General features: G+C 66.6%; 24 protein-coding genes. 15 read left to right on the top strand and 9 right to left on the bottom strand.

The window, feature by feature from the left end:
* Positions 1–5 precede the first annotated feature (5 nt).
* On the bottom strand, positions 6–833 hold the full coding sequence (locus tag ACZ5IQ_RS06575; protein ID WP_464481008.1) for an AraC family transcriptional regulator: 828 nt from the start codon (positions 831–833) through the stop codon (positions 6–8).
* Positions 834–860: 27 nt separating this feature from the next.
* Between ACZ5IQ_RS06575 and ACZ5IQ_RS06570 the strand changes: the two genes are divergently transcribed.
* The 3 genes from ACZ5IQ_RS06570 to ACZ5IQ_RS06560 are packed head-to-tail and all read left to right on the top strand — an operon-like array spanning position 861 to position 2242.
* Positions 861–1328 (top strand): VOC family protein, encoded by a 468-nt coding sequence (locus ACZ5IQ_RS06570; protein WP_318986582.1) that lies wholly within the window; start codon positions 861–863, stop codon positions 1326–1328.
* A gap of 24 nt (positions 1329–1352) precedes the next feature.
* Positions 1353–1799 (top strand): HIT family protein, encoded by a 447-nt coding sequence (locus ACZ5IQ_RS06565; RefSeq protein WP_464481007.1) that lies wholly within the window; start codon positions 1353–1355, stop codon positions 1797–1799.
* A complete protein-coding gene (locus ACZ5IQ_RS06560) occupies positions 1796–2242 on the top strand; it encodes a nitroreductase family deazaflavin-dependent oxidoreductase (RefSeq protein ID WP_212812586.1) in 447 nt (148 codons plus the stop codon). Before ACZ5IQ_RS06565 ends, ACZ5IQ_RS06560 begins: the two co-directional genes overlap by 4 nt.
* On the opposite strand, the gene ACZ5IQ_RS06555 is transcribed toward ACZ5IQ_RS06560, so the two are convergent.
* The 3 genes from ACZ5IQ_RS06555 to ACZ5IQ_RS06545 are packed head-to-tail and all read right to left on the bottom strand — an operon-like array spanning position 2239 to position 5102.
* The gene (locus tag ACZ5IQ_RS06555; protein ID WP_464481006.1) at positions 2239–3291 is read right to left on the bottom strand and encodes an LLM class flavin-dependent oxidoreductase; all 1053 of its coding nucleotides are present in this window, start codon (positions 3289–3291) and stop codon (positions 2239–2241) included. The two genes, ACZ5IQ_RS06560 and ACZ5IQ_RS06555, sit on opposite strands and share 4 nt — an antisense overlap.
* Before the next feature lie 3 nt (positions 3292–3294).
* Positions 3295–4122: a uracil-DNA glycosylase gene (locus tag ACZ5IQ_RS06550; protein WP_464481437.1), complete on the bottom strand. Its 828-nt coding sequence runs from the start codon at positions 4120–4122 to the stop codon at positions 3295–3297.
* A 32-nt stretch (positions 4123–4154) separates the two neighbouring features.
* On the bottom strand, positions 4155–5102 hold the full coding sequence (locus ACZ5IQ_RS06545) for an oxygenase MpaB family protein (RefSeq protein WP_406804211.1): 948 nt from the start codon (positions 5100–5102) through the stop codon (positions 4155–4157).
* A gap of 80 nt (positions 5103–5182) precedes the next feature.
* On the opposite strand from ACZ5IQ_RS06545, the gene ACZ5IQ_RS06540 reads away from it, so the two are divergent.
* Complete coding sequence (locus ACZ5IQ_RS06540; protein ID WP_244872639.1) at positions 5183–5821, top strand: TetR/AcrR family transcriptional regulator; 639 nt, start codon at positions 5183–5185, stop codon at positions 5819–5821.
* Here ACZ5IQ_RS06540 and ACZ5IQ_RS06535 read toward each other — a convergent pair.
* Positions 5808–6233: a hypothetical protein gene (locus tag ACZ5IQ_RS06535; protein ID WP_464481005.1), complete on the bottom strand. Its 426-nt coding sequence runs from the start codon at positions 6231–6233 to the stop codon at positions 5808–5810. The two genes, ACZ5IQ_RS06540 and ACZ5IQ_RS06535, sit on opposite strands and share 14 nt — an antisense overlap.
* Here ACZ5IQ_RS06535 and ACZ5IQ_RS06530 point away from each other — a divergent pair.
* Entirely contained in the window at positions 6210–7622 is a 1413-nt protein-coding gene (locus tag ACZ5IQ_RS06530) for an FAD-binding oxidoreductase (protein WP_464481004.1), read from the top strand. The two genes, ACZ5IQ_RS06535 and ACZ5IQ_RS06530, sit on opposite strands and share 24 nt — an antisense overlap.
* 123 nt (positions 7623–7745) lie before the next feature.
* Here ACZ5IQ_RS06530 and ACZ5IQ_RS06525 read toward each other — a convergent pair whose 3' ends face one another.
* Positions 7746–8465: a TetR family transcriptional regulator gene (locus tag ACZ5IQ_RS06525; RefSeq protein WP_464481003.1), complete on the bottom strand. Its 720-nt coding sequence runs from the start codon at positions 8463–8465 to the stop codon at positions 7746–7748.
* Positions 8466–8582: 117 nt separating this feature from the next.
* Here ACZ5IQ_RS06525 and ACZ5IQ_RS06520 point away from each other — a divergent pair, with 117 nt between their 5' ends.
* From ACZ5IQ_RS06520 to ACZ5IQ_RS06480, 9 genes are all read left to right on the top strand, one after another.
* Positions 8583–9392, top strand: coding sequence for an SDR family NAD(P)-dependent oxidoreductase (locus ACZ5IQ_RS06520; RefSeq protein ID WP_464481002.1), 810 nt, complete (start codon positions 8583–8585; stop codon positions 9390–9392).
* A gap of 58 nt (positions 9393–9450) precedes the next feature.
* Positions 9451–10431, top strand: a complete 981-nt coding sequence (locus ACZ5IQ_RS06515; RefSeq protein WP_464481001.1) for an NmrA family NAD(P)-binding protein — start codon at positions 9451–9453, stop codon at positions 10429–10431.
* An 83-nt stretch (positions 10432–10514) separates the two neighbouring features.
* On the top strand, positions 10515–11813 hold the full coding sequence (locus ACZ5IQ_RS06510) for a PucR family transcriptional regulator (protein ID WP_464481000.1): 1299 nt from the start codon (positions 10515–10517) through the stop codon (positions 11811–11813).
* 111 nt (positions 11814–11924) lie between these two features.
* Positions 11925–12884 carry a fumarylacetoacetate hydrolase family protein gene (locus tag ACZ5IQ_RS06505; RefSeq protein ID WP_464480999.1) on the top strand — a complete coding sequence of 320 codons (960 nt, stop codon included), beginning with the start codon at positions 11925–11927 and terminating at the stop codon, positions 12882–12884.
* 16 nt (positions 12885–12900) lie between these two features.
* Entirely contained in the window at positions 12901–13584 is a 684-nt protein-coding gene (locus ACZ5IQ_RS06500) for a VOC family protein (protein WP_464480998.1), read from the top strand.
* A 3-nt stretch (positions 13585–13587) separates the two neighbouring features.
* Positions 13588–15408 carry an FAD-dependent monooxygenase gene (locus tag ACZ5IQ_RS06495; protein WP_464480997.1) on the top strand — a complete coding sequence of 607 codons (1821 nt, stop codon included), beginning with the start codon at positions 13588–13590 and terminating at the stop codon, positions 15406–15408.
* 68 nt (positions 15409–15476) lie between these two features.
* Entirely contained in the window at positions 15477–17741 is a 2265-nt protein-coding gene (locus ACZ5IQ_RS06490; RefSeq protein WP_464481436.1) for a transketolase-like TK C-terminal-containing protein, read from the top strand.
* A 91-nt stretch (positions 17742–17832) separates the two neighbouring features.
* The gene (locus ACZ5IQ_RS06485; protein WP_464480996.1) at positions 17833–19080 is read left to right on the top strand and encodes a cytochrome P450; all 1248 of its coding nucleotides are present in this window, start codon (positions 17833–17835) and stop codon (positions 19078–19080) included.
* Positions 19080–19664, top strand: coding sequence for a TetR/AcrR family transcriptional regulator (locus tag ACZ5IQ_RS06480; RefSeq protein ID WP_464480995.1), 585 nt, complete (start codon positions 19080–19082; stop codon positions 19662–19664). The genes ACZ5IQ_RS06485 and ACZ5IQ_RS06480 overlap by 1 nt, the downstream gene beginning before the upstream one ends.
* Here the strand turns inward: ACZ5IQ_RS06480 and ACZ5IQ_RS06475 are convergent.
* On the bottom strand, positions 19649–20374 hold the full coding sequence (locus tag ACZ5IQ_RS06475; RefSeq protein ID WP_464480994.1) for a siderophore-interacting protein: 726 nt from the start codon (positions 20372–20374) through the stop codon (positions 19649–19651). The two genes, ACZ5IQ_RS06480 and ACZ5IQ_RS06475, sit on opposite strands and share 16 nt — an antisense overlap.
* A 97-nt stretch (positions 20375–20471) precedes the next feature.
* On the opposite strand from ACZ5IQ_RS06475, the gene ACZ5IQ_RS06470 reads away from it, so the two are divergent.
* Entirely contained in the window at positions 20472–21575 is a 1104-nt protein-coding gene (locus ACZ5IQ_RS06470) for a DUF5685 family protein (protein ID WP_464480993.1), read from the top strand.
* On the opposite strand, the gene ACZ5IQ_RS06465 is transcribed toward ACZ5IQ_RS06470, so the two are convergent.
* Complete coding sequence (locus ACZ5IQ_RS06465) at positions 21572–22672, bottom strand: acyltransferase family protein (RefSeq protein ID WP_212812596.1); 1101 nt, start codon at positions 22670–22672, stop codon at positions 21572–21574. The genes ACZ5IQ_RS06470 and ACZ5IQ_RS06465 overlap by 4 nt on opposite strands.
* Complete coding sequence (locus ACZ5IQ_RS06460; RefSeq protein WP_212812597.1) at positions 22669–24600, bottom strand: DEAD/DEAH box helicase; 1932 nt, start codon at positions 24598–24600, stop codon at positions 22669–22671. Before ACZ5IQ_RS06460 ends, ACZ5IQ_RS06465 begins: the two co-directional genes overlap by 4 nt.
* Between the last annotated feature and the right edge of the window lie 78 nt (positions 24601–24678).

Here is a 24678-nt window from a genome sequence, read left to right as displayed (position 1 = left end):
ACCCATCATCGGCGGTGTTTTGTGGCGTACTCCCCCGGCGTGCAGCCGAGCATCGCGTGGAAGTCGTTGATGAAGTGCGCTTGGTCGTACCAACCCAATCGCACTGCCAGGTCGGCGAAGTCGAGGTCCGGCACCGTCTCGATCTGCAGTGCCGCGTGCTGCAGGCGGTAGCGGCACAGCACCCATTTCACCGGCACCCCGACGTACCGGCGAAACACCCGCTGCGTGGTCCGCTCGCTCCAGGGAGACAGCGCCATCACCTGTTCGACCCGGTGCAGCTGTGAATCGGCGCGAACCCGGTCGAGCAATCGCGTCAGGTCCCGATACGTGGCGTCCACATCGGTGTGGTCGCCGATCGCGGCGTCGAGCGCCGCTGCGTCCCGGTCGATATCGTCGGCGAAAGGGACTGCGGCGCCCAGTAATTCCGCACTCACCGGCAGCACGCGGCCCGTCAGCGCGCCGGCGTCCCGGCCGAACCGGGCCGCGAAGCCGCCGGGCCGGAACCTGGCGCCCACCACCGAACCTGCCCCTGACAGCGTGGTCGTGAACACCCGCTCGACCACGCCGTGCACCAGCGTCGCCGGCAACCGGTGACCGTGCCGGACCTCGTCGGTGCCCCACTCGTGCGTCAGGTGCACCGCGGGAAAGGTGATGACGGTGCTGTCGAACGGCTCGGCGTCCCGTAAATCCCAAGTGACGGACCAGAAGTTCTCGACCCAGACCGCTGCCGCGGCGGACGGCTGCCACTGCTGCAGGTCGAACACCGAGCCGGTATTGGCACGGCCGACCACACCCAGCTTGGGAGCTGTTGTCGGGTTTTTCCAAGCCGCCACACCATTGACCCTACGAAACTGGGTGCCATGAGCGTGCAACCAATTCCCCAGGGCTACACCAGCCTCACCCCGTTCCTGGTGATCGATGGGGCCGCCGCCGCGATCGACTTCTACGTCGAGGTGTTCGGCGCGCGGCTGATCGAGAAGATGGACGCGAGCGACGGCAAGGTGGCCCACGCCGAGCTGGACTTCGGTACCGGCCGGCTGCAACTGTCCGATCCCAACCCCGATTACGAACTGGTGGCGCCGCCCCGCAGCGGTCCGGTCACGCATTCGGTGGTGCTGTACTGCCCCGATGTCGACGCGGTGGTCGACCGGGCCGAGCGGGCCGGCGCGACGATCCGGGAAGCGACACAGACTTTCGTCACCGGTGACCGGTTCGCGTCGATCGTCGATCCGTTCGGTCAGCGCTGGGCGGTGATGACGCGCGTCGAAGAGGTCGACGCCGCCGAACGCGACCGCCGGTTGTCGGAGTGGGCGGCCTCCAACGTCTGACCCCGGTTGGCCTACCGTGAACTGATGGCCTGTGTGTTCTGCGACATCGTCGCCGGGAAGGCGCCCGCGGTACGCGTCTACGAAGACGCCGACTATGTGGCGTTCCTGGACATTCGCCCGTTCTCGCGCGGCCACACCCTGGTGGTCCCCAAGCGGCACTACGAGAACCTCGTCGACACCCCGCCGGACGTGGTGGCCGGTATGGCCAAGCTCGGTCAGCGCATCGCCCAGGCCTCGCGCGAGTCCGGCCTCCACGCCGACGGCAACAACATCGCGATCAACGATGGCAAAGCCGCATTTCAGACGGTGTTCCACATCCATCTGCACGTCGTCCCGCGCAAGCTGGGCGACAAGCTGGCGTTTGCCAAAGGGATGCTGCTGCGCCGTGATCCGGACCGGGAGACCAGCGGAAAGATCCTACTGGAGGCGGTGGCGCGGCTGTCTGATCCACAGGCAGACTTGCAGCCATGAGCATGCCCCTGTGGGAGAAATACCTCGGTCTCCCGTTGCTGAAGATGCACGACCGGATCTACCAGAAGACCGAAGGCCGGATCGGGCACCAGTTCCCCGGCGTCCCGCCGAGCCTGCTGCTGCACACCGTCGGCGCCAAGACGGGCCTGGCACGCACCACATCGCTGACGTACGCGAAGGACGGCGACGCCTACCTGGTGGTCGCGTCCAAGGGCGGCGAGCCGACGGCGCCCGGCTGGTACTTCAACCTGAAGGCCAAACCCGACATCGAGATCAACGTCGGGACAAAGCGGATCCCGGTGACCGCGCGCGTGGTCGGCAAGGACGACCCGGACTACGCGCGGCTGTGGCAGATCGTGAACAAGAACAACGCCAACCGGTACGCGGGATATCAGAAGCGCACCACCCGGCCGATCCCGGTGGTCGCGCTGACGCCCCGCTAGAGCAGCTGCTCGGCGAGCAGCCGCAGTGTCGTCTCGCGAGCCGGCGCGGTGGCTGGATCGCAGCCCCGGCGAGCGGCGGCGACGGGGCTGACCATCACCTCGTCGACACCGAAATGCGATGCCAGGTCGCGGATTTGGTCCGCGGCCTCCGCGGGTGCGCCGACGACGGCCCGCTCCATTCCCGCGGCGACGATGGCCTGCTGCGTGGCGGTGAGCTGGTTGTGCTCCGAGTCTTCGACCAGATCCAGCGCACGCAGCGGCTCGCCGGTGCGCAGCCATGCCATCATCTGCAGGTTGGGGCGGATCAGCTGTTCGGCCTCGTCGCGCGTCTCGGCCACGCAGGCGTTGACGGTCATGAACGTGGTTGGCTTGTCCGCGAATTCGCTGGGGCGGAACTCTTCGCGGTACGTGGCCAGGGCTTCCTCGGTGCCCTGCCCGGAGAAGTGGTGGGCGAACACGTACGGCAGCCCCTTGGCCGCGGCGAGGTGCGCCGAATACATCGACGAGCCCAGCAGCCACAGTTTCGGCGGGCTCACCGCCGACGGGGTGGCCTTCAGGATGTAGTTCTTGTCCAACAGGTTTCGCCCCTCGAGGGACACTTTGACGCCGCCGGGGCTCATCAGCGCGACGACGTCGTCGAGGTACTCGGGAAAGCGCTGAATGTCCTCGTCGGTGCGCCCGGCCGGGCCGCGCAGCGCGATCGAGGTGACGGGGTCGGTACCCGGCGCCCGGCCGACGCCGAGGTCGATGCGGCCCGGCGCTGCCGCCTCCAGGAGCGCGAACTGCTCGGCGACGGCCAGCGGCGCGTGATTGGGCAGCATCACACCGCCCGAGCCAAGACGGATCCGAGTGGTCTGCGCGGCCAGGTAGCCCAGGACGACGGGCGGGCTGGTGGCGGCGACCGCGGGCATGTTGTGGTGCTCGGCCACCCAGTAGCGGGTGTAGCCCAGCTGATCAGCGACCTTGGCGAGGCGCACGGTGGCGGCGAAGGCATCGCCGGTGGACTGGTCTCTACGGACCGGGACGAGATCGAGGACAGACAACTGCACGATCTAATCCAACTCGTCGGGACGGGTTGCGATTCCCTTGGCCGTGCTGAACACGTCGTCCAGCATGGCCGGAGTGAGCCGGCCGGTGAACGTGTTCTGCTGGCTCGGGTGGTAACAGCCGAGGAGCCGCCGCCCGTCGGGCAGCGCCGCGAGCGCACCGTGACCGAACTTCGGATACGGCCGTCCCGCTCCCGTCAGCTCCAGCGCGGCCTTCCACGCGAAGCCACCGAGTGCGACGACGACGCGGACGTCCTGACCCGTCAGCCGCCACTCCGCGCTCAGCCACGGCTCGCACGTGAGGCGTTCCTCCGGCGTCGGCGCATTGTCCGGCGGCGCACACCGGACCGCAGCCACCACCCGAATGTCGTTGAGGGTCAAGCCATCTGCCGCATCGATACTCTCGGCGCTGCTGGCCAGGCCGACGCGGTACAGCGAAGCGAAGAGAAAGTCGCCCGACCGGTCGCCCGTGAAAACCCGGCCGGTCCGGTTGGCACCGTGGGCGGCAGGCGCCAGACCCAGCACCCAGATGCGCGGCCGGTCCACGCCGAGCCCCGGCGCCGGCCGGCCCCAGTACGGTTCGGCGGCATAGGCCTTGCGCTTCGCCACCGTGTGCATGGCGACGTCCTCACGCCAGGTGACCAGACGAGGACAGCCCCGGCACACCGACACCTGCGCGTCGAGGTCGGCCAGACTGGTACAGCGACGGGCCCTGGCCCGGACCTGCGCCGCCGTGCGGGCGACGGGGGTGTCGGCGTCGGCCGGGTCCCCGGGCCAACCCGCGCCGGCCGGGACCGGGGACGGGAACAACACTCCGGTTCGGGGATGTGGCAGCACCCCAAGATTCTGCCCTCTTGGCGGCGCGGTTAAGCGGCGAAGTTGTCCAATTGCACGCGATGGTAGGCCGACCGCAGCCGTTCGTAGCGGTAGCGGTTGTACGCCAGCGGATCGAGGACGACGGCGCGCGGCAGGTACCGCCAGGCCACCTGAGAGGCCTTCAGATACAGGGCGTATTCGAGCCGGTTCAAGGGCGTCGACCGAATGTCGAGCAGCTCCCGCATCTTCGGGTGGGCATGGCGCCGGCCCAACACCTTCGGCACCCGCAACGCGATCGGGGTCAGCACGTTCCACAGCGGCAGCAGGAGCACCCGCAGTTGCTTCGGCAGCAAGTCCGGCACGGGCAACGTGTCGAAGCTCTCGTCGGCATATTGCAGAAATGCGTTGTCCGCCAAGTGCTGTTCGGCGACGCGGTCGTAGTAGGCCTCCATGTCGGCCAGGGTCTCAGGCAGTTTGGCCCGAGCGCTGGGCAGCTCCAGATAGCTCATCATCCACCGCAGGGTCCGATACACGGCCTCGCGCTGCTCGGCATCGAGGTCCTCGCCGCGGACCGCGACGTAGCCCCGGTAGAACAGATTCAGCGAGCTGACGGCGATCCAATTCCAGAGTTCGGGGTCGAGTGCACTGAACCGCGTGTCGGCGAACTCACCGTTGCCGGTTCCCCGCACGCCGGCATGCAGCCGTTTGAGTTCCTCGGTGTCCCCACGCCGGTCGGCCTCGTCGCCGAACAGCATCAGCATGCCGAAGGCGAGCGACCGGATACCCCGGTCGGTGAAGTTCTCCTGAAATCGTCCCGACCAATCGACCGCTGCCGCGATCGGGCGGTATGCCACCTGGTCGAGTGCCAGGCGCCCGAAGAGCCCGAGACTCAGCGGCGAGCCCAACCACCACCGGACGTCGGCCGCCAGCTCGGCATGCGGCTGGCTCGGGTGCCACGGCTCCACGCCGGCCCCCACGGGCGATGCAGTCATGGTCATGCGCGCATCCAATCTGTCATCAAGCGTTGATAGATGAGATGAGGCAACCATCTGTCAACGCGTGTGTCAAGATTGGTGGCGTGAGTGAGGCGCGGCAGTACGGCGGCATGAGTGGCGCCGACCGCATCGCCGATCGGCGGCGTCGCTTCATCGCGGCAGGCCTGGAGCTGATGGGCACCAAGGGCATCCCCGCGACCACCCTGCGTGGCGTAGCGGAGCAGGCCGGCCTGGCGGCGCGCTACTTCGCCGAGTCGTTTCCACGCATCGAGGACCTGCACATCGCGGTTTTCGACGAGATCACCGCTGAAGTGGAAGAGCGTGGACTCGCCGCGATCGCCGACACCAAGGGCGGCCCCCGCGCGCGGTCGCGCGCGGCGCTCAGCGCACTTGTCGACGTCGCACTGACCGATCGGCGCAAGGGCCGCATCGTCCTGATCGAGTCCGCGTCCTCACCCGTCCTCGGCCCGCGTCGCCTCTCGGAAGCTCAGCGATTCGCGGGCATCGTCGCCGGGCTGAGCGGCTCCGCGACAGACCCGCGGCCGATCGATCTGCAACTGGCGGCGCAATTTGTCATCGGTGGGGTCGCCGAGACGCTCACTGCGGTCCTCGTCGGGGCGATCTCCGTCGACCGCGACCACCTCATCGACATGCTGAACGACCTGTTGTTTGCCGCATTACGCGGCGTCCGCGCAACTGCGGGTGCCGTCAGAACGGGATGACCGACTCACTGTTGAGCTTGAGCCACACCCGGCGCACCCAGCGCCGCACCGGACCAGATGACAGGTGGGCGATCAGTTCACGGTCGTCGATCAAGTAGCCGCCGGGCACCCGCTGCCAGAGGCCAGCCATCCAAAGCTCGAGTGCCGCAACGGTTGTCACCGACCCTGACGCGATCAGATCGAGCGCCTCGTCGGCCACGAAAGCCGGCCGGCGCGTGCGCACGCTATGGCTCACGGCGCGCACGTGGAGCTCGATCGCGGTCGCAGACACATGCGCTCCGCGACGGCTGTCGCGCAGCGCTCCCATCTCGGCCAACAAGGCCTTGCTGTACACATAGCTGACGATACTCGTAACACCGCCGTTACATGGGATTAATGCCCACGGCACATGACGCGAGTCTTCGCTGGTCACCACCGGGCTCCTAGACTTGCCCGCGTGCATACCGCGTTGCCGAGCCTCATCGCCGACCTGCCCGCCGACGCCGTCGTCACCGATCTGGACATCGTCGCGTCCTACCGACAGGACCGCGCACTGGATCCCGACGCCGGCACTCCCATCGCAGTGGTGCGACCGCGCAGCACCGAGGAGGTGCAGACGGTCCTGCGGTGGGCCAGCGCACACAAGATCGCGGTGGTGCCGCGCGGCGCCGGCACCAGCCTGTCCGGCGGGGCGACCGCCGTCGACGGCGGCATCGTGCTCACCACCGAACGGATGCGCGACATCGTCGTCGACACGGCGACCCGCACCGCCGTGGTGCAGCCCGGCCTGCTCAACGCCGAGGTCAAGAAAGCCGTTGCGGCCCATGGCCTCTGGTATCCGCCCGATCCGTCGTCGTTCGAAATCTGCAGCATCGGCGGCAACGTCGCCACCAATGCCGGCGGCCTGTGCTGCGTGAAGTACGGCGTCACCACCGACTACATCCTGGGCCTGCAGGTGGTGCTGGCCGACGGCACGGCGGTGCGACTCGGTGGCCCGCGGCTGAAAGACGTTGCGGGACTGAGCCTCACCAAACTCTTCGTCGGCAGCGAGGGCACCCTCGGCATCGTCACCGAGGCGACCCTGCGCCTGCTGCCACCACAGCACCGCGGGTGCACCGTGGTGGCGAGCTTCGACTCGGTGCGCGCGGCCGCCGACGCCGTCGTGACCGTCACCGGCCGGATTCGCCCGTCGATGCTGGAGTTCATGGACGACGTCGCCATCAACGCCGTCGAGGACAAACTCAAGATGGGCCTGGATCGCAGCGCCAAGGCCATGCTGGTCGCGGCCTCCGACGACCGTGGTCCGGCGGGCGTCGAGGACACCGAGTTCATGGCCCGCGTGTTCACCGAAGCCGGTGCGACAGAGGTGTTTTTGACCGACGACCCCGACGAGGGCGAGGCCTTCGTGGCCGCCCGGCGGTTCGCCATCCCGGCCGTGGAGGCCAAGGGCCCACTGCTCCTGGAAGACGTCGGGGTGCCGCTGCCCGCGCTGGCGGACCTGGTCGACGGTGTGGGTGAGATCGCCCGCAAGCACGACCTGCTGATCTCGGTGATCGCGCACGCCGGGGACGGCAACACCCACCCGCTTATCGTCCACGACCCCAACGACGCCGAGAACACCCGGCGGGCCAACATCGCGTTCGGCGAGATCATGGACCTGGCCGTGTCGCTCGGCGGCACCATCACCGGCGAGCACGGCGTCGGCCGGCTCAAGCGGCCCTGGCTGGCCGGCCAACTCGGCCCGGAGGTCATGGAACTGAACCGCCGGATCAAAGCGGCACTGGATCCCGACAACATCCTGAATCCGGGGGCGGGGATCTGATTTTCGGGCTGTCGATTGCGGCTCGGTCAACGACCACAAATCACAGAGATCGCAGCGGCCCGAATGATCTGAATGACATCAGGCACAACATCATTCACCTCGATCAGACACGCCTCAGGGAATTCAGCCAGGCAACACGGTGAGGTGGAGCCGGGCGACGATTCTCAGCGCCTGCGCCGGGTCGCCACCATCGAATACTGCGGCATGTATGCCGCGCATCGCGCCGGTGATCGTGTGGGCCGCTGCCGCGATGTCGGTGTCGCTGTCGATCGCCTCGGCGTGTGCCGCCCCACTGAGCAGTTGCGCAACCGACTGCTCGAACGTGTCGTGCCAGCGCAGAGCGAAGCTATCCGACCGCGGAACGCCGAGGTCGCGAAACAGGACGTGCGCAGCCGGCGTGGCGTAAATGGCTTCAGCCGACAGTCGAAGGAACAAGCTCAACTGCAGTAACGGCTCGGATGGCCATTCGGCGTCTCGATACCGCTGCCCCATGGCGTCGATCAAGACCGTGGCCGCGTTGTCGATCGCGGCCCGGAAGAGTTCACGTTTGCTCTCGAAATGATGGAAAGCGGTACGCAGCGCGACGCCGGAATACCGGGCCACTTGTTCGACCGTGATCTGGCTGTAGTCGTGATCTCGCAGCAATGACTGCGTGGCGTGCATCAAGCGGACATCGGTGAGGGGGGCCTCGGCAACACCGTCGGATGCGTCGTGCACCCATCGGTACAGCGTGGCAGGGTGCACCCCCAACTCCCGGGCGACGACCGACGCGCGCTGCCCCCCGAGGACGCGTTCTACGGCAGCGCGACGCTCGGGATCGCTGCGGCGCGCCTTGGAACCCATCCGCCGATCGTACGTGGTGTTGCATTGTTTGCATTTCATATGCAATAGTCGCATTTGTTGCATGCGCCCCGCCGCGGCGGTGAGCACAAACAGCAACCCAGACCGATGGAGGGGTCGATGGTCAAGCCGTTCCGCGCTTCCCGAGCGCTCGTCACCGGTGCCAGTTCGGGAATCGGCGAAGCCTTCGCCCGGGCGCTCGCGAAGCGCGGTTGCGACCTCGTATTGGTGGCGCGCCGGCGGGATCGGCTCGACGCACTCGCAGCCCAGCTCGAGGTGGAGTATGGGATCACCTGCGCCCCATTCGCTTTCGACCTGGCCGGGGAAGCACCGGGCAGGCGATTGCGCGACCTCGTCGACGGCGATATCGACCTGGTCATCAACAACGCCGGTTTCGCCACCCAAGGTCCGTTCCTTGACGGCGACGCGAGTGACTACGCGCGGGTGCTCGCGGTCGACATCGGGGCGGTCGTCGACATCTGTCATGCGTTTCTGCCCGCGATGGTCACGCGTGGGCACGGCGCCATCATGAACATCTGCAGCACCACCGCCTATCAACCGGTGCCTTCTCTGTCCGTGTATGCGGCATCGAAGTCTTTCGTGCTCAGCTTCAGCCAATCCTTGTGGTACGAAGCAAAACGGCACGGAGTCAAGGTGTTTTCGTTCGCTCCAGGCCCTACTCGCACCGAGTTCTTCGACGTGATCGGCGAAACCGCCACGGTGGTGGGCCGAATGCAGACCGCGGACCAGGTCGCCGCAGCCGGCCTGAGGGCACTCGATCGCCGCCGCACTCCCCCGTCGGCGGTCTCGGGAGCCGGCAATACGGCGTCAGCAGCACTGGCCCGGTTGGTTCCCCGGCGCTTACTCATGCCGGCCCTGGCTCGCTCGCTGCGTCCGGCACAGCATCTGAATGACGCCAACCATTGCTAGACATGCCTCAAATGGACTTCAGCGCAACACTATTCACGCCCCACGATAGGAGCAGACCATGATTCTGGTTACCAGCGCAGCAGGCGGTGTCGGACGTCCGCTGGTTCGGGGTCTCGTGGCCGACGATCGCACCGTACGGGCTTTCGTCAAGAACGAAGACCAAGCACGACGATCGAAGGCCGACGGCGCGACCGAAGTCGTGATCGGCGATCTCCGACGACCCGGCGACCTCGAGTCGGCACTGCATGGAGTGAGCCAGATCTATCACGCCGCTCCGACCCAGCTCATCGACGAGCTGCCGGTGATCGAAAGACTGATCGCGGCAGCCCGGGCCGAGCGGCTGGATCACATCGTCTTCCACTCGGTCATCCATCCCGATATCGCCGAATTACCTCATCATCGCCAAAAACTGTTAGCGGAAAACAAGTTACGAGACTCGGGACTGCCCGTGACGGTCCTTCGCCCCTCGCACTACATGCAGAACGTCCTGGATTTCTGGGACTTCTTCGGCGCGGGCCTGCTGCCGTATCCCACCTCACCGGAGAGCCGGATGGGAGTTGTCGACGTCGTAGACATCGCTGCCGCGGCGGCCCATGTGTTGACGCATCCCGAGGGGCACATCGGCCAGACGTACGACCTGTCCACCGTCGAACTCAATCGTCATGAGATGGCCCGGATCTGGAGCCGAGTGCTTGGCCATCCCATGACTGCCGTTCGGATTCCGCCGGGGTCGTTGACGAATCCACTGCTGGCCGTCGGACCGTTCGGCGGTGCAATCGTGCGATCACTGGCGTCGACCGGATTCCGTTCCGTCCCCGACATCATTCGTGGGCTGCGGGCCGCACCGAATGCCCGCGGTTTCCGTAGTTGGCCGGCCGACGCCCAGGACACTTACGTGCGGATGATGACGTACTACGACGTCCACGGATTACCCGCCGGCAACTTCGATGACCTGGCGAAGGTGTTGCCGCGGCCGGCCACCAGCTACGAACAGTTCGCGCGCCGTGTCGCCGCAGAGCACGGGATCGCCACGGCATGAGACGCTTTCCGCTTCTCCGCCTACGACATTCGTGACTATCAGAGCCCGATGAACAACCCACCGGCGGGAGGTCGTCTCTACCGATGAAACGGCCCTGGTTCGCGCAGCTGCAACCCTCCGTGCACCGCGCCACCCCCACCGCGTCCGTCCTGCCTGACCGCGCGCAGGTCGTCGCCGAGCAGTTGGGGCCCGGTCCGGTGGATTGGGCTGTCGAACTCGCCGCGTTGATGACGGCCAACATCACCGCCGCGATCCCTGAGCTGGCGGTGGATGCAGTGGCCGACGAGATTGCCAAAGGCTGCGAGGCCGTGGCATTGGGCGCGCTGTCGACACTTGCCCTCGACGACGACGTGACGGTGACGACGATGCCGGAGCTGTTGGCCGGCCCGATGGAGGTGGTGGCGCGCGGCATCGGCGTCGAGCACATGCTCCGCAGCATCCACGTCGCCCACGCCACCGCCGCGCAGGTGATGCTCGACGCCGCTGAACGTGTCGTGCCCGAATCACAACGCTTCAGCGAAATGCGGCGAATCAGCGACACGTTGTTCGGCATCGTCGAGGTTTTGACCGAACGGATGGCCGACGAGTACGCCCGCGCACGTGAGGCCTGGGTGACCAGTTCGGTGGCCCGACGCACAGAAGTCGTGGAAGACATTCTGCAGGGCACCGCGGTACCGATGGACCGGGCAATCCGGATCCTGGGTTACGACCTGAACCGCTGGCATGTGGCGGTGATCGCCTGGACCTCCCCGACCGTGCCGAGCGAGCCGCTTCATCTCAGGACCGCGGCCTCCGCGGCCCTCGCCGCTGCCGGGTGCACCGCGACACTCACACTTCCCGTTGGGGCCCAACGTGTTTGGGCGTGGGGTTCGCGGACGTCGCACGCACCGGAGCCGGCCGTCCCGACGGAGCCTCCGATTTCCGGCGTTCGTATCGCCATCGGGACGGCGGGAGCCGGCGTCGATGGGTTCCGCCGCAGCCATCGGGAAGCCGCCGAGGCGGCGCGAGTCGGCGCGATGTCAACCCGCGACACGTCGTCGTTCTCGTACCAGGATCTCGATATCGTCGCGATGCTCAGCACTGACTTGCCCGCAGCCCGTGCCTTCGTCGCCCGCGAACTCGGCGGCTTGGTCGACACCATCGAGTCCGTCGCCACGGTACGTCGCACCCTCAAGCGCTACCTCGACCTCGACAGAAGCCTGGCCGGCACCGCAGCCGACCTCCTCATCGCCCGCAACACCGTCGCCTATCGCGTGCAACGCGCCGAGCTACTTCGAGGCCGTCCCGCGACGGTTCGCCGCCTGCAACTACACGCCGCACTCACCCTCGCAGAGGAACTCGGCGATGCCGTTCTGGGAGCAGCGAACCCGAAGTCGGACTGAAGTCCAGCCGCGACCCACGAATTCTGGACTCAGGACCAGGTGTGGCGTTGCCGTCGGGCAGTTGACTCATCACAGAGCCCGTCAAACGACGGGCAGACACGGGAGTTGTCGATGGTCGTCCATCTCGTCCGATACGAGCACAACGAGCGAATCTCGTGGGGTGTGCTCGCCGGTGATGTCATTTCGCCGCTCTCCGGCGATTACCCCAGCACCGCTGACCTCATCGACGGCGGTAGGTCCGATTGGACAGCGGCGGCGACAACGCCCGGCAATGTGAAGCCGGCCGAAGTCCGACTGCTGTCACCGATAACCACACCGTGTCGGGTGATGTGCCAGGGTGCCAACTACCGCCAACATGCGATCGAGTCCGGGATGGACCCCGACCGGCGCACCTTCAACCTGTTCTTCGACAAGACCGACGCTGCGGTCACCGGTCCGTGTGACCCGGTCACCCGACCGGCTCACGTCACTCTGCTCGACTACGAGATCGAGCTCGCGTTGGTTCTGCGCGGAACAGTGCACGCGCCCACGACGGTCACCACCGAGAACTTGCATGAGTACGTCTTCGGCGTCACCATCGGCAACGACCTGTCCGCCCGAGACGTGCAGCTGCCACAAGGCCAGTTTCTGAAAGGCAAAAGCTACCGCGGGTTCTGCCCGCTGGGCCCCGTGCTGGCCGTCCTCGAACCCGAGGATCTGCGGCTGCTCGACGATCTCGAATTGCGCCTGGAGGTCAACGGATCGCTGCGGCAAGCCGACAACACCGCGAACATGCTCTACCGACCGGCCGAGACTCTGACCGAACTGAGCGAGTTCTGCAATTGGGATCCCGGTGACGTACTGCTGACCGGGACACCACACGGCATCGTGGCGGGCTCGCCGCCTCCCGTCGTCCGACGCCTGGCCACGGCTCTGCTCCCCGAGGACAAGCTATGGGCGGCATTTGTCAAGGTCAACCAGCGCAAGCCCTACCTCGGGCCCGGCGATGTCGTGACCGCCTCCATCCGGAACGCGGCCGGAACGCTCGACCTGGGCACCCAACGAAACACCATCGTCGCCCCAATACGCTGACAACAGAGGACAACTCGTGAGCACCACACCGAGCCCATCGCAACCGCCAGACCAGGAAAACAGCCCCAACTCCGCACCGGATCTGGACCAACTTCCCGACCGCCTGGTACCCGACTTCATCGCGCACTGGGTCGTCAAGACCGCGCGCAGCGCCGAGATGATCGAGTGGTATGGGCAGGTCTTCGGGGCCCGCGTCGTCCACGAAGACGCCCAAATCGCCTTCCTCGCATGGGATCACGAGAGTCATCGGCTGGCGTTGGTCAAGCTGCCGCCGCCTCTGCGGTACATATTCCCGCTGTCGCGATGGCGTCGAAAGACCTACGGCATCGACCACCTCGCCTTCACCTTCACCTCGGTGGAGGGGCTGCTGCTGACCTATGAACGGCTCAAGAAGGTTGGCATCACACCGGTCTGGTCCATCAACCACGGTCCCACGACGAGCCTCTACTACGAGGATCCAGAAGGCATCCGACTGGAGTTCCAGACCGAGAACTTCCCCACGGCACAGCAGACCGCTGACTACTTCAACAGCACCGACTTCGACCAGAACCCGATCGGCATGAACATCGACCCCGACTATCTACTCGAACAGCTACGCGCGGGGGTGCATCGAGAACAGCTGCTCAAGCGCGGAGCCGGTACCCGCCCGGGCACCAAACCACGATCGAACAAGCGCGCCATCACATGGAAGACGTTGTGAGACATGACCGATGAATCGATCGTCATCGTCGGTGCCGGCGCTTCGGGATCGACTCTTGCCCTGTTGCTGGCACGATACGACATTCCGACCGTCGTCATCGAGGAGCGTGCGGAAACGCGCCTACATCCGGCGGCACACGTCATCAACGCCCGCACCCTGGAGATATGGAACCAAGCCTCACCCACGCTGGGGCGCGCGTTGGCGTCGATTACGCCGCCCATCGACACCGTGAATGTCATCCGGTGGTGCACCGATGTGCGATCGGCGCCCATCGGCGAGATCGATCTGCTCTCCCAACCGGATCGGCTCGCTGAAGTACGTACGCACAGTCCCTATCTCATCTCCCACATCGGTCAACACCTGCTGATGCCCGAGCTCTGGAAAGCTCTCGAGGACGACCCCCTCATCGACTTCAGGAGGGGGTGGCGTGCCGGCCACGATGGCAAGGCCCTGACCTTGCGAAGGCAGGGCAGCGATCCGGTGACCGTCTCACCTCGATTCATCATCGCTGCGGACGGCGCAAACAGCGCGTTGCGGGGCGCCGCCGGCATCGCGATGACCGGCCCGATGCTGGCCAACATGGGCAGCGTCTTCTTCCACGCGCCCGGGCTTTACCCCGACGGCGCTCCCCGGCCGCTGCTCAGTTGGATCTACCACCCGCGTTTCAGCGGGGTGATGATCGCCCACGCCGACGACGACTACGTCCTGATGACGCCCTATCTGCATGCGGCTCAGTCAATCGCCGGCGACGCTCGTCGTTTCTGGAACCGTATGCTGCCCAATGTAATCGGGTCCTCCGAGTATCGGATTCGGTCGACCGGAACCTGGACCATGACCAAACAGATCGCCGACCGCTTCCGGTCCGGATCACTGCTGCTCATCGGAGATGCGGCTCACCGATTCCCGCATACCGGTGGCTTCGGCCTCAACAGCGGTGTGCAGGATGCCCACAACCTGGCCTGGAAGCTCGCCGCAGTTCTGCAGGACGGAGCCTGCGATGCACTGCTGGACACTTACGAGGTCGAACGGCGTCCCGTTGTCACACGGTTCGCCGAACAGAGCACCCAGAACCACTTCAAACTCGATGACGTCACCGCGCCGCTCGGCGTGACGAACCGCTCGCTCAACAAGGCGACCGAACTCATCGGCAAGCTGCCCTTGGATCGCGTCCCCGATTCGGTGATCGCTCGCGTTGCGGACGCCCTGACCACGGCTCAGACATCGCGGACGCGACGCCTGCTGCGCAGCAGTACCCGCAGCCGTCGCCTGCGCGAGCGGATGGCCGCCGCCATTCCGGGGCAAGAAGAACATTTTGTGGCCAGCGGGTTGGAGTTCGGCTACGCCTACGCCAGTCCGTTGATCGACACCGGTGAAGGGCCGTGCCCGGCAGGAGATGTCGCGTTCTATCGCCCTACCACCCATCCCGGCGCACGGTTACCGCATACGTTCATCCGTCGATCCGACGGTTCGGCGCTGTCCACCCATGATGTGATCGCGCGCAGAGGCCTCACGGTTTTCACCGCCGACGCAAGCGGGTGGGCCGACGCGCTGGCAAGCACGTCAATCTCCATACCTCTCACCGTCGTTGCGCTGATCAGCAACAGCGACGATGACCGAACCGCCAGCGCTCTGTTCGAGGTCGGGGACCGTGGCGCCGTCGTGGTACGGCCGGACGGCCACGTGGTATGGCGCACCGACGCCGGTCCGCAAACGGTAGAGCAGTTACGAACGTTCATCGAGCGGGCGTGGAGTGACGTGTATCCCGTGCCAGTGCCGACGCCGGCCAACGGCCCGACTGAGCAAAGGAGACTCGAGACATCGTGACGGACCCACAGCCGCCGGCATCGCTCTCCGGCGCGGACTACCGAACAGCCACAGCCGATCTCGATGCGATCGCGTCGCGCGTCCTGTGGTTGGCGACCGCGATGGTGCACCACGCCAATCGCGTACGAGCAAACCCAAGCGGCTTGAAAGTCGGCGGGCACCAGGCATCTTCGGCATCGATGGTGCACATCATGACCTCGCTGTACTTCAGTCAGTTACAAGCCGGCGACAGAGTGTCCGTGAAACCGCATGCCTCTCCGGTGCTGCACAGCATCAATTATCTCCTCGGTGCTCTCGACGAGAGACACATGACGACCTTGCGGGAGTTCGGCGGTGTGCAAAGTTATCCGAGTCGCACCAAGGACCCCGACCCGGTCGACTACTCCACGGGGTCGGTCGGGATAGGCGCGACCGCACCGATCTGGGCGGGTCTCGCCCGTCGCTACGTCGACGCGGCATTCGGTGCCACCGGATCGGGACGCCAGTACTCCCTCATCGGTGACGCCGAACTGGATGAAGGGGCGGTTTGGGAAGCGGTGATGGACCCCACGGTGCAGGAACTGGGGGAAATCGTGTGGATCGTGGACATGAACCGCCAATCCCTGGACCGGGTCGTGCCCCACATCGCGGCAGGGCGGCTGCACGACATGTTCGCCGCCGCAGGCTGGCAGGTGCTGACCGTCAAATTCGGCATGCTGCTGGAGCAGCTGTTCGCCCGGCCCGGCGGCGACGCCATGCGCAACCGGATCCTCACCATGCCGAACCCCGAATACCAACGCCTACTGCGTTGTTCGGGTAGGGAATTGCGGGATCGGCTGCCCGGAAACGGAGTTCATGCCGCTGGGGTGAGCGCCGTGATCGCCGATGTCGATGACGCCACCCTGCTGCAGGCAATCGGCAACCTCGGTGGGCACGACATCACCGCGTTGCAGGAGGCCTACGCGCAGATCGACGACGCCAGACCGACGGTCATCCTCGCATACACCGTCAAGGGATACGGCCTGCCGATCCAGGGGCATCCACAGAATCACTCGTCGCTGCTGACCGACCAACAGTTCACTGCGCTGGCCCAGAATCTGGGCGAGGATCCGCGCCGGCCGTTCAGGCGTTTCGATCCCCAATCGCCAGCTGGGCAGTTGTGCCGGCAAGTCGCCGAACGACTGCATCGAGTCGATGTTCCGAGCCACCAACCACCTTCGGTGCCAATAAATCTCGGGCGTACCGCGCCGGCGGTCTCGAACACCCAGAGCGCCCTCGGACGCACCCTGCTCGATCTGACCAGAGAGGCCCCCGAGGTTGCGCAGCGTGTCGTGACCGTCAGCCCCGACGTCAGTTCAAGCACCAACCTCGCCGGATGGCTCAACAAAGTGGGCGTGTGGTCGCCGACGGAGCGACCCGACTGGTTCGCCGACGACACCGAGACCATCATGCACTGGCGTGAGCACCCGACGGGGCAGCATATGGAGCTCGGCATCGCCGAGGTCAATCTGGTTGGCCTGCTTGGTGAGTTGGGCACGACCTGGAGCCGCTGGGGTCAGCCACTGTTTCCTATCGGCGTCCTCTACGACCCGTTCGTCGAACGCGCGTTGGAGCCGTGGTCGTTCGGAATCTACGCCGGCGGCCAGTCCATTCTGGTTGGAACGCCGTCTGGGGTCACGCTGGCCGCCGAAGGCGGCGCGCATCAGTCGATCAAGACCCCGTCGATCGGGCTTGAGCAACCCGGATGCGTCAGTTATGAACCGGCGTTCGCGACCGAAGTCGAATGGATCCTGCTGCATTGCATCAGCCGGTTGGGCCGGCCCGATGGAACATCGTCCTACCTTCGGCTGTCCACGCGACCCGTTCGTCAGGAGTTGGCCGGTATCCCTGCCGACCCCGCCGCCCGCGAACGGCGTCGCCGGCAGGTGATAGGCGGCGCGTACACATTGCGGCCGGTCACCAGGCCCGCGGTATGCATGGTGACGATGGGCGCCTTGGCCACTGAGGCGATTGCGGCTGCCGAGCGGCTCGCCGACATGGGTGTCGACGCCGAAGTCGTGTGCGTGACGAGCCCCGACCTGCTCCACCGAGCCCTGCAGAGCCGGGACGGACTCGACGACGCACCCAGTTGGATCCTCGATCAGGTATTCCCGGCTGAGCGTGCCGCGCCGATGGTCACCGTCCTCGACGGGCATCCCCATACGCTGACCTTCCTGGCGACCATCAACCAGGTGCGCTGCAAGTCGTTGGGCGTCAGCAGGTTTGGACAGGCGGGAGACCTCGAATCGGTCTATCGCTACCACGGCATCGATACCGACAGCATCGTGCGCGCAGCACTCGACATCCATACCTAGTGCCGTGCGTCGTCGATTCAAGCACGCTAGTTGTGGTGGCACTAGCCGGAAAAGGATTGACACATCAGGTCCGCCGACGTACACATAAGACATGACGGCGATTTTGTCTCACGAGACATCCGACTCCCCCGTGGCGTTCCAGCTTGCCGATTCCGCCGGGTGGGTCGATCCCTGGCCGATGTACCGCTCGCTGCGCGACCACGACCCCGTCCACCATGTCGTGCCCGCCGACAATCCCGGCGCCGACTACTACGTGCTGTCCCGGCACGCCGACATCTGGACCGCGGCGCGCGATCACCAGACGTACTCCTCGGCGCAGGGCTTGACCGTCAACTACGGCGAGCTGGAACTCATTGGCCTGCAAGACAACCCGCCGATGGTGATGACGGACCCGCCGGTGCACACCGAATTCCGCAAGCTGGTGTCACGAGGCTTCACGCCGCGCCAGGTGGAGGCCGTCGAGCCCAAGGTGCGCGAGTTCGTGGTGCAGCGACTCGAGAAGCTCAAGGCCGCCGGTGGCGGTGACATCGTGGCCGAGCTGTTCAAGCCGTTGCCGTCGATGGTCGTCGCGCACTACCTGGGCGTGCCCGAAGCCGACCGCGACCAGTTCGACGGCTGGACCGAGGCCATCGTCGCGGCCAACACCGCCGAGGGCGGCCTCGGCGGCGCGCTCGAGACGCTGGGCAGCGCGCTCGGCGACATGATGGGGTACTTCACCGCGCTGATCGAGCGCCGTCGCAAGGAGCCCGAAGACGACACGGTGTCGCACCTGGTCGCCGCGGGCATCGGCGCCGACGGCGACATCAGCGGCGTGCTGTCGATCCTCGCGTTCACGTTCACCATGGTCACCGGCGGCAATGACACCACCACCGGGATGCTGGGCGGCTCGGTGCAACTACTGCATCGGCGCCCCGATCAGCGCCGGCTGCTCGTGGAGAACCCGGACCTCATCACCGAATCCGTCGACGAGCTGCTCCGGCTCACCTCACCGGTCCAGGGCCTGGCCCGCACCACTACCCGCGACGTCACCATCGGCGACACCACCATCCCCGCCGGCCGCAAGGCTCTGCTGCTCTACGGTTCCGGTAACCGCGACGAACGCCAATACGGCCCCAACGCAGGCGAATTGGACGTGACGCGTGCCCCGCGCAACATCCTGACGTTCAGCCACGGTGCGCACCACTGCCTGGGCGCGGCGGCCGCACGGATGCAGTCCCGCGTCGCACTGACCGAACTGCTCTCCCGGATACCGGAATTCACCGTCGATGAGGACAACATCGAGTGGGCCGGGGGCAGCTACGTGCGACGCCCACTATCGGTGCCGTTTACGATCGGCTGATGGCAAACGACTGGCTGGCCGGCCGCCGCACCGAGGTCGCGGCGGAGGCCATCCTGGACGCCGCCGACCGCCTGTTCGCCGAGCAGGACGCCGCGACCGTCGGGATGCTCGAAATCGCCAGGGCGGCAGGGTGTTCCCGCGCCACGTTGTACCGGTACTACGAGAACCGCGACGTGCTCCACCTGGCCTACGTGCACCGCGAGGCGTTCCGGGTGTTCGCCCATGTCGGCGAGCAGATCGCCGACATCACCGACCCGCGCACCCGGCTGCTCGACGGCGTCGCGATCGCGCTGCGCAGTGTGCGGGAAAGTCCGGCGCTGTCATCGTGGTTCGTCGCCACCCAGCGACCGATCGGTGGCGAGGTCGCCGCGCAGTCCGACGTCATCACCGGACTGGTGGCGGCGTTCCTGTCGGCGTCGTGGCCCGAGCTGGAGACCGAAGCCGCGCACCGCCGGGCCGGCTGGCTGGTCCGGATCCTGGTATCGCTGTTGATGTTCCCCGGCGCCGACGAAGGCGACGAACGCGCGATGATCGACGAATTCGTTGTGTCCCAGCTGGTTCCGAGCGATCAGGCTTCCCAGTAGGCGCGCGCCTTGATCGCCTTCTTCGGAATCTGGTAGCCCTCGCGCAGCACCTTGACCACCGAGCGGGTGGTCCGGTTGTCGCACGCCACCCAGCCGAAGTGATCGGAGGCGTCGAACGCAGACGCCCGCACGGTCTCGACCAGAGCCTCGCCGTTGTTCTTGCGGTCGACCCACGTGACGGTCAGCCCCGGCGCACCGGTGCCCACCTGAAGATCGCGGTCGTCGTCGTGACCCGCCTCGAGATAGACCTGGATGGGCGCCTCGCCGATCGCCTGCAGCAGCGAGTTGATGGCCGGCAGCGATGCGGTGTCACCGACCAGGACGTATCCGGCCGGCGCGGGCTCGGGCAGCTCGAAGCTGCTGCCGAGCAGCGTCACCTCGAGGGTGTCACCGGGCTTGGCGTCCTGCGCCCAGCGGGTGGCGAGACCGTCGTGCAGCGCGAAGTCGATGTCCGTGGTGCCGGCCACCGGATCGGGGTTGACCAGCGTGTAGCCGCGCTGGTGCGCCTTGTCGCCGTCGGGGAACCAGCCCCGGACCCACATGGTCGGGTGCACCGGTCGCTCGGCGAGCAGGTTTCCGGTGGTGAAATGCAGCCGCAGGTAGTGCGGGGTGATCTGGGTGCGGCCGGTGACGGTCAGCTCGTAATCGCCGCCCCGCCACAGTTTGACCAGCGCGCCCTGGATTCCGCGCGACGGCTTCGACTCGGTCATGTTGCACCCTCCGATTGGACTCTTAGGGCAGCATAACCTAATTGATGGTGTTGGTTGATTGCCTGCGGTTTGTGCTGGCCACAGCTATCTTCGAGCCGTGTTCGGCATCCTCCGGCCCTGCCGGCATCGGCTCGGCGAGGAACTTGCGGCCGTCTGGACCGCCCAGTTGTGCGGCCTTTGTCTCGCGCTTCGCGATGACTACGGTCAGGGCGGCCGAGTCGCCACCAACTACGACGGCCTCGTCGTGTCGGCGTTGGTGGAGGCGCAGTCCACCGCGGCGCCCGGCCGCCGGGAGGCCGGCCGCTGTCCGCTGCGCGGCATGCGCAAGGCCGATGTCGCGGTAGGCGAATCGGTTCGGCTGGCGGCCGTCGTCTCCCTGGTGCTCGCGGCGGCACGGGTGCGCGATCACGTCGATGACGGCGACGGGGTGTTCGCCGCAGCAGGAGTGCGGCCCGCGGCCCGACGGATCGCCGACCGGTGGGAGCGCCAAGGCACGGATGTCGGTACCGCGCTGGGCTTCGATACCGGCGTGCTGATGGAAGCGATCAGGCGGCAGGCGGCGCTGGAAGCCGCTGCGGCACCGGGTGGTTCGTTGCTCGCGGTCACCGAACCCACCGAGACGTCCGTCGCCGCCGCGTTCGGCCACACCGCGGTCCTGGCCGGCCGGCCGGCGAATGTCGCACCGCTGCGCGAGGTCGGCCAGTTGTTCGGTCGGGTCGCGCACCTGCTCGACGCGGTCGAGGATCTGCACGACGACGCGGTGCACGGAAAGTGGAATCCGGTGGCCGCCACCGCGACACCGGTCGGCGACGTCCGAACCATGTGTGACGACGCGGTGCTCGGCATCGAGCTGGCCCTGGCCGACGTGCAGTTCACCGACGGGCGGCTGGTGCACCGGCTGCTGACGCGCGAGTTGCGGCGGGCCGTGTCCCGGACCTTCAGCGACGCGGGATACCGGGCGACGGAGGTACCTCCCGACGCCGAGCCACCGGTCGCGTCATTCGGCGAAGCTCCGCTGGACGACCTGGTCGGGATCGAAACGGGCGAAGAGAATCCCGAGGAGAAGGTCCAGCGCAGGGCCGGCTGGTTCGACGGCTGCTTCGCGTGCGACTGCAGCGGCTGTTGCTGCGACTGCGATGGCTGCTGTGAATGCGACGGCTGCTGTTGCGATGGCTGCTGCGACTGCTGCGACTGTTCCTAGCTCCGCACCCGCGTGAACCGGTGCAACAGCCACGACACCGGGATCGTGAACAGCATCGTCCAGGTGAACAACGCGAAGGTCGACCCCGTCCAGATGTGTTGGCGCATCACCTCGACCATGACCAGTTCCATGATGACCAGGTGCACCAGGAAGATCTCGTAGGAGATCTCACCGAGGAAGACCATCGGCCGGCTCCCCAGCAGCCACGCGTACCAGCCACGGTTCCCCAGGCCCAGCGGCGCGACGACCAGCGTGGCGATGGCGGCGTAGAGCACCGCCTTCCACAGGCTTTCCGGCAGCGTGGCGGGCGAGGTCGTCGGGGCACCGGCGATGGGCGTCGACGCGATGAGGTAGCAGACCAAAGCCAGTGGGATGCACAGGAATCCGTATGCCCGCACCCCCATCACGGACAACACCGAGAGCAGCATGCCGCCGACGAACCAGATCAGGTAGGTCGGCAACCAGAGCCGGGCGCCGTCGGGCAGGAAATCCGTGGTGTGCACCAGCGTCAGCCACGCCAGGCTCGATGCGGCAAAGACGCCCAGCGCACCCAGCAGCCGGCCCGGCCGCCACTGCCGCCGGCACAGCACCACCATCAGCAGGTAGGCCAACACCGGAAGGGCAACGTAGAAAGCAACTTCCACCGCCAGGCTCCACATCTGGGTGAGGCCCTGATGCAGCCAGGAGAACAGGTAGTTGTCGGTGTAGATCTGGGTCAGCGTGAGGTTGCGGAGCAGCCCCAGCCAGGTATGTCCGGGGTTGGGGCCGGCGGTGCGGAAGTGATACAGCGCGTAGGCCGCCAGCACCGTCACCACGTAGGCGGGCATGATCCGTCGCACCCGGTGCCACGCGTAACGCCGCACCGACGGTGCGTCGTAAGGCTTTTCGGCATCGGCTCGAGCCAGCGCCTTCACCCACGGGGTGAACAGCAGGAAGCCCGACAGTACGAAGAAGATCGGCACACCGATCTCCGCGCGCGAGTACATCAGTCCGATGTACGTCTGGGTGTACTTACCGGTCGTGAACGCCGCGTGGGTCAAGACCACCAGCAGAGCGGCGACAGCACGAACCCCGGTGAGCGAATCAACCCGGGTCACTTGTACTTACGCTTGCCCTCTCCTCGACCTTCGCCGTGTCCACCGCGCCGGTCGTCATCACGGCCCCGGCCCTTGTGCGGTCCGCCCTGACGGCCACCACGGTCGGAGTACGAACCCCGGTCCGAGCCGCGGTCCTGGCGACCACCGCGGTCCGAGTACGAACCCCGGTCGGGGCGTCCGCCACGATCCTCGTAACCGCCGGAACGTCCACCCTTGTCGAGCTCCAGGTGAATCAACTGGCCCGAAATGCGGGTGTTCTCCAGCTTTTTGAGCGTGTCCTTGCTCAGCTTGGCGGGCAACTCGACCAGTGAGTGATCCACCCGGATGCTGATGTGCCCGAAGTCGCTGCGGTTCAGACCGCCCTCGTTGGCGATGGCGCCGACGATGGCACCCGGAATCACCTTGTGCCGCTTGCCCACCGCGATGCGGTAGGTGGCCAGGTCGTCGCGCGTCGAGCGCGGCTTGCGCTCGCGATCGCCACGGTCCCCGCGGTCGTCACGGTCCGGACGCTCGCGCCGCTTCTCCGGCGGGGGCTCCTTCATGAGGAACTCTTCGCCACCCTGCGTCTGCACCGCCAGCGCCGCCGCGATCTCGGCGAGCGGCACGTTGTTGTCGCGCTCGTAGTCCTCGATCAGGCGGCGGAACAGCTCGATGCCCGGCGCACTGAGCGAGTCGGTGATGGCATCGCGGAACTTCGCCACGCGCTGGGCATTGACGTCGTCGACCGACGGCAGCTGGGATTCGATGAGCTTCTTGCGGGTGACGCGCTCGATCGAGTTGAGCAGGTGCCGCTCGCGCGGGGTGACGAACAGCAGCGCGGTGCCCGAGCGACCCGCGCGACCGGTGCGCCCGATGCGGTGCACGTAGGACTCGGGGTCGTGCGGGATGTCGTAGTTCAGCACGTGCGAGATGCGCTCGACGTCCAGGCCGCGCGCCGCGACATCCGTGGCGATCAGGATGTCGATCGAGCCGTCCTTGAGCCCGTTGATGGTGCGCTCGCGGACGGCCTGCGGGATGTCACCGTTGATCGCGGCCGCGGAAAAGCCACGGGCCCTGAGCTTTTCGGCAACTTCCTCGGTGGCCTGCTTGGTGCGGACGAAGACGATCATCGCCTCGAACGGCTCGACCTCGAGCAGCCGGGTGATGGCGTCCATCTTGCGGGGGCCGGCCACCTGGATGTAGCGCTGCGTGATGTTCTCGGCGGTCTGCGCTTTGGCCTTGATGGTCACTTCGACCGGGTCGTGCAGGTACCGGGCGGTGATCTTCTTGATGGCCGGCGGCATGGTCGCGGAGAACAGCGCGACCTGCTTGTACTCGGGGGTGTCGGCGAGGATGCGCTCGACGTCCTCGGCGAAGCCCATCTGCAGCATCTCGTCGGCCTCGTCGAGCACCAGGTAGTCCAGGTGCGAGAGATCCAGGCTGCCCTTCGACAGGTGGTCGATGACGCGGCCCGGCGTGCCCACCACGACCTGCGCGCCACGCTTGAGGCCCGCGAGCTGCGGCGTGTAGGACGAGCCGCCGTAGATCGCCAGTACGTTGACGTTAAGATGCGCGCCGTACTTGCTGAACGCCTCGGCCACCTGCAGCGCGAGTTCACGCGTCGGGGCCAGCACCAGGCACTGGGTGTTGCGGCTGGCGGGGTCGATCTTGGACAGCACCGGCACCGCGAACGCGGCGGTCTTGCCGGTACCGGTCTGGGCGAGGCCGACGACGTCGGAACCGTTCAGGATCGCGGGGATGGTCGCGGCCTGGATGGGCGACGGAGATTCGTAGCCGACATCGGTCAGCGCCCGCAGCACCTCCGGACGGATGTTCAGGTCGGCGAAAGTGACCTCGGCGCCGGTCTCGGCGGAGGTTTCTGAAGCGGGATCAGCTGTGGTGTTGGGGCCGCCCGAATCCGGGTCGGCCTCGGGCGAAGACGTCGTCATTATGCAAGGAGTCTAGAGGGTTATCAGGCCAGGTACGCCCAGCATGGCTGACCGGACTCCCCCTGGTCCGCCTTATAG

It is taken from the genome of Mycobacterium toneyamaense (assembly GCF_055384815.1).
The sequence above is the reverse complement of the archived record's forward strand: the minus strand, read 5'-3'. Positions and strand labels throughout refer to the sequence as shown.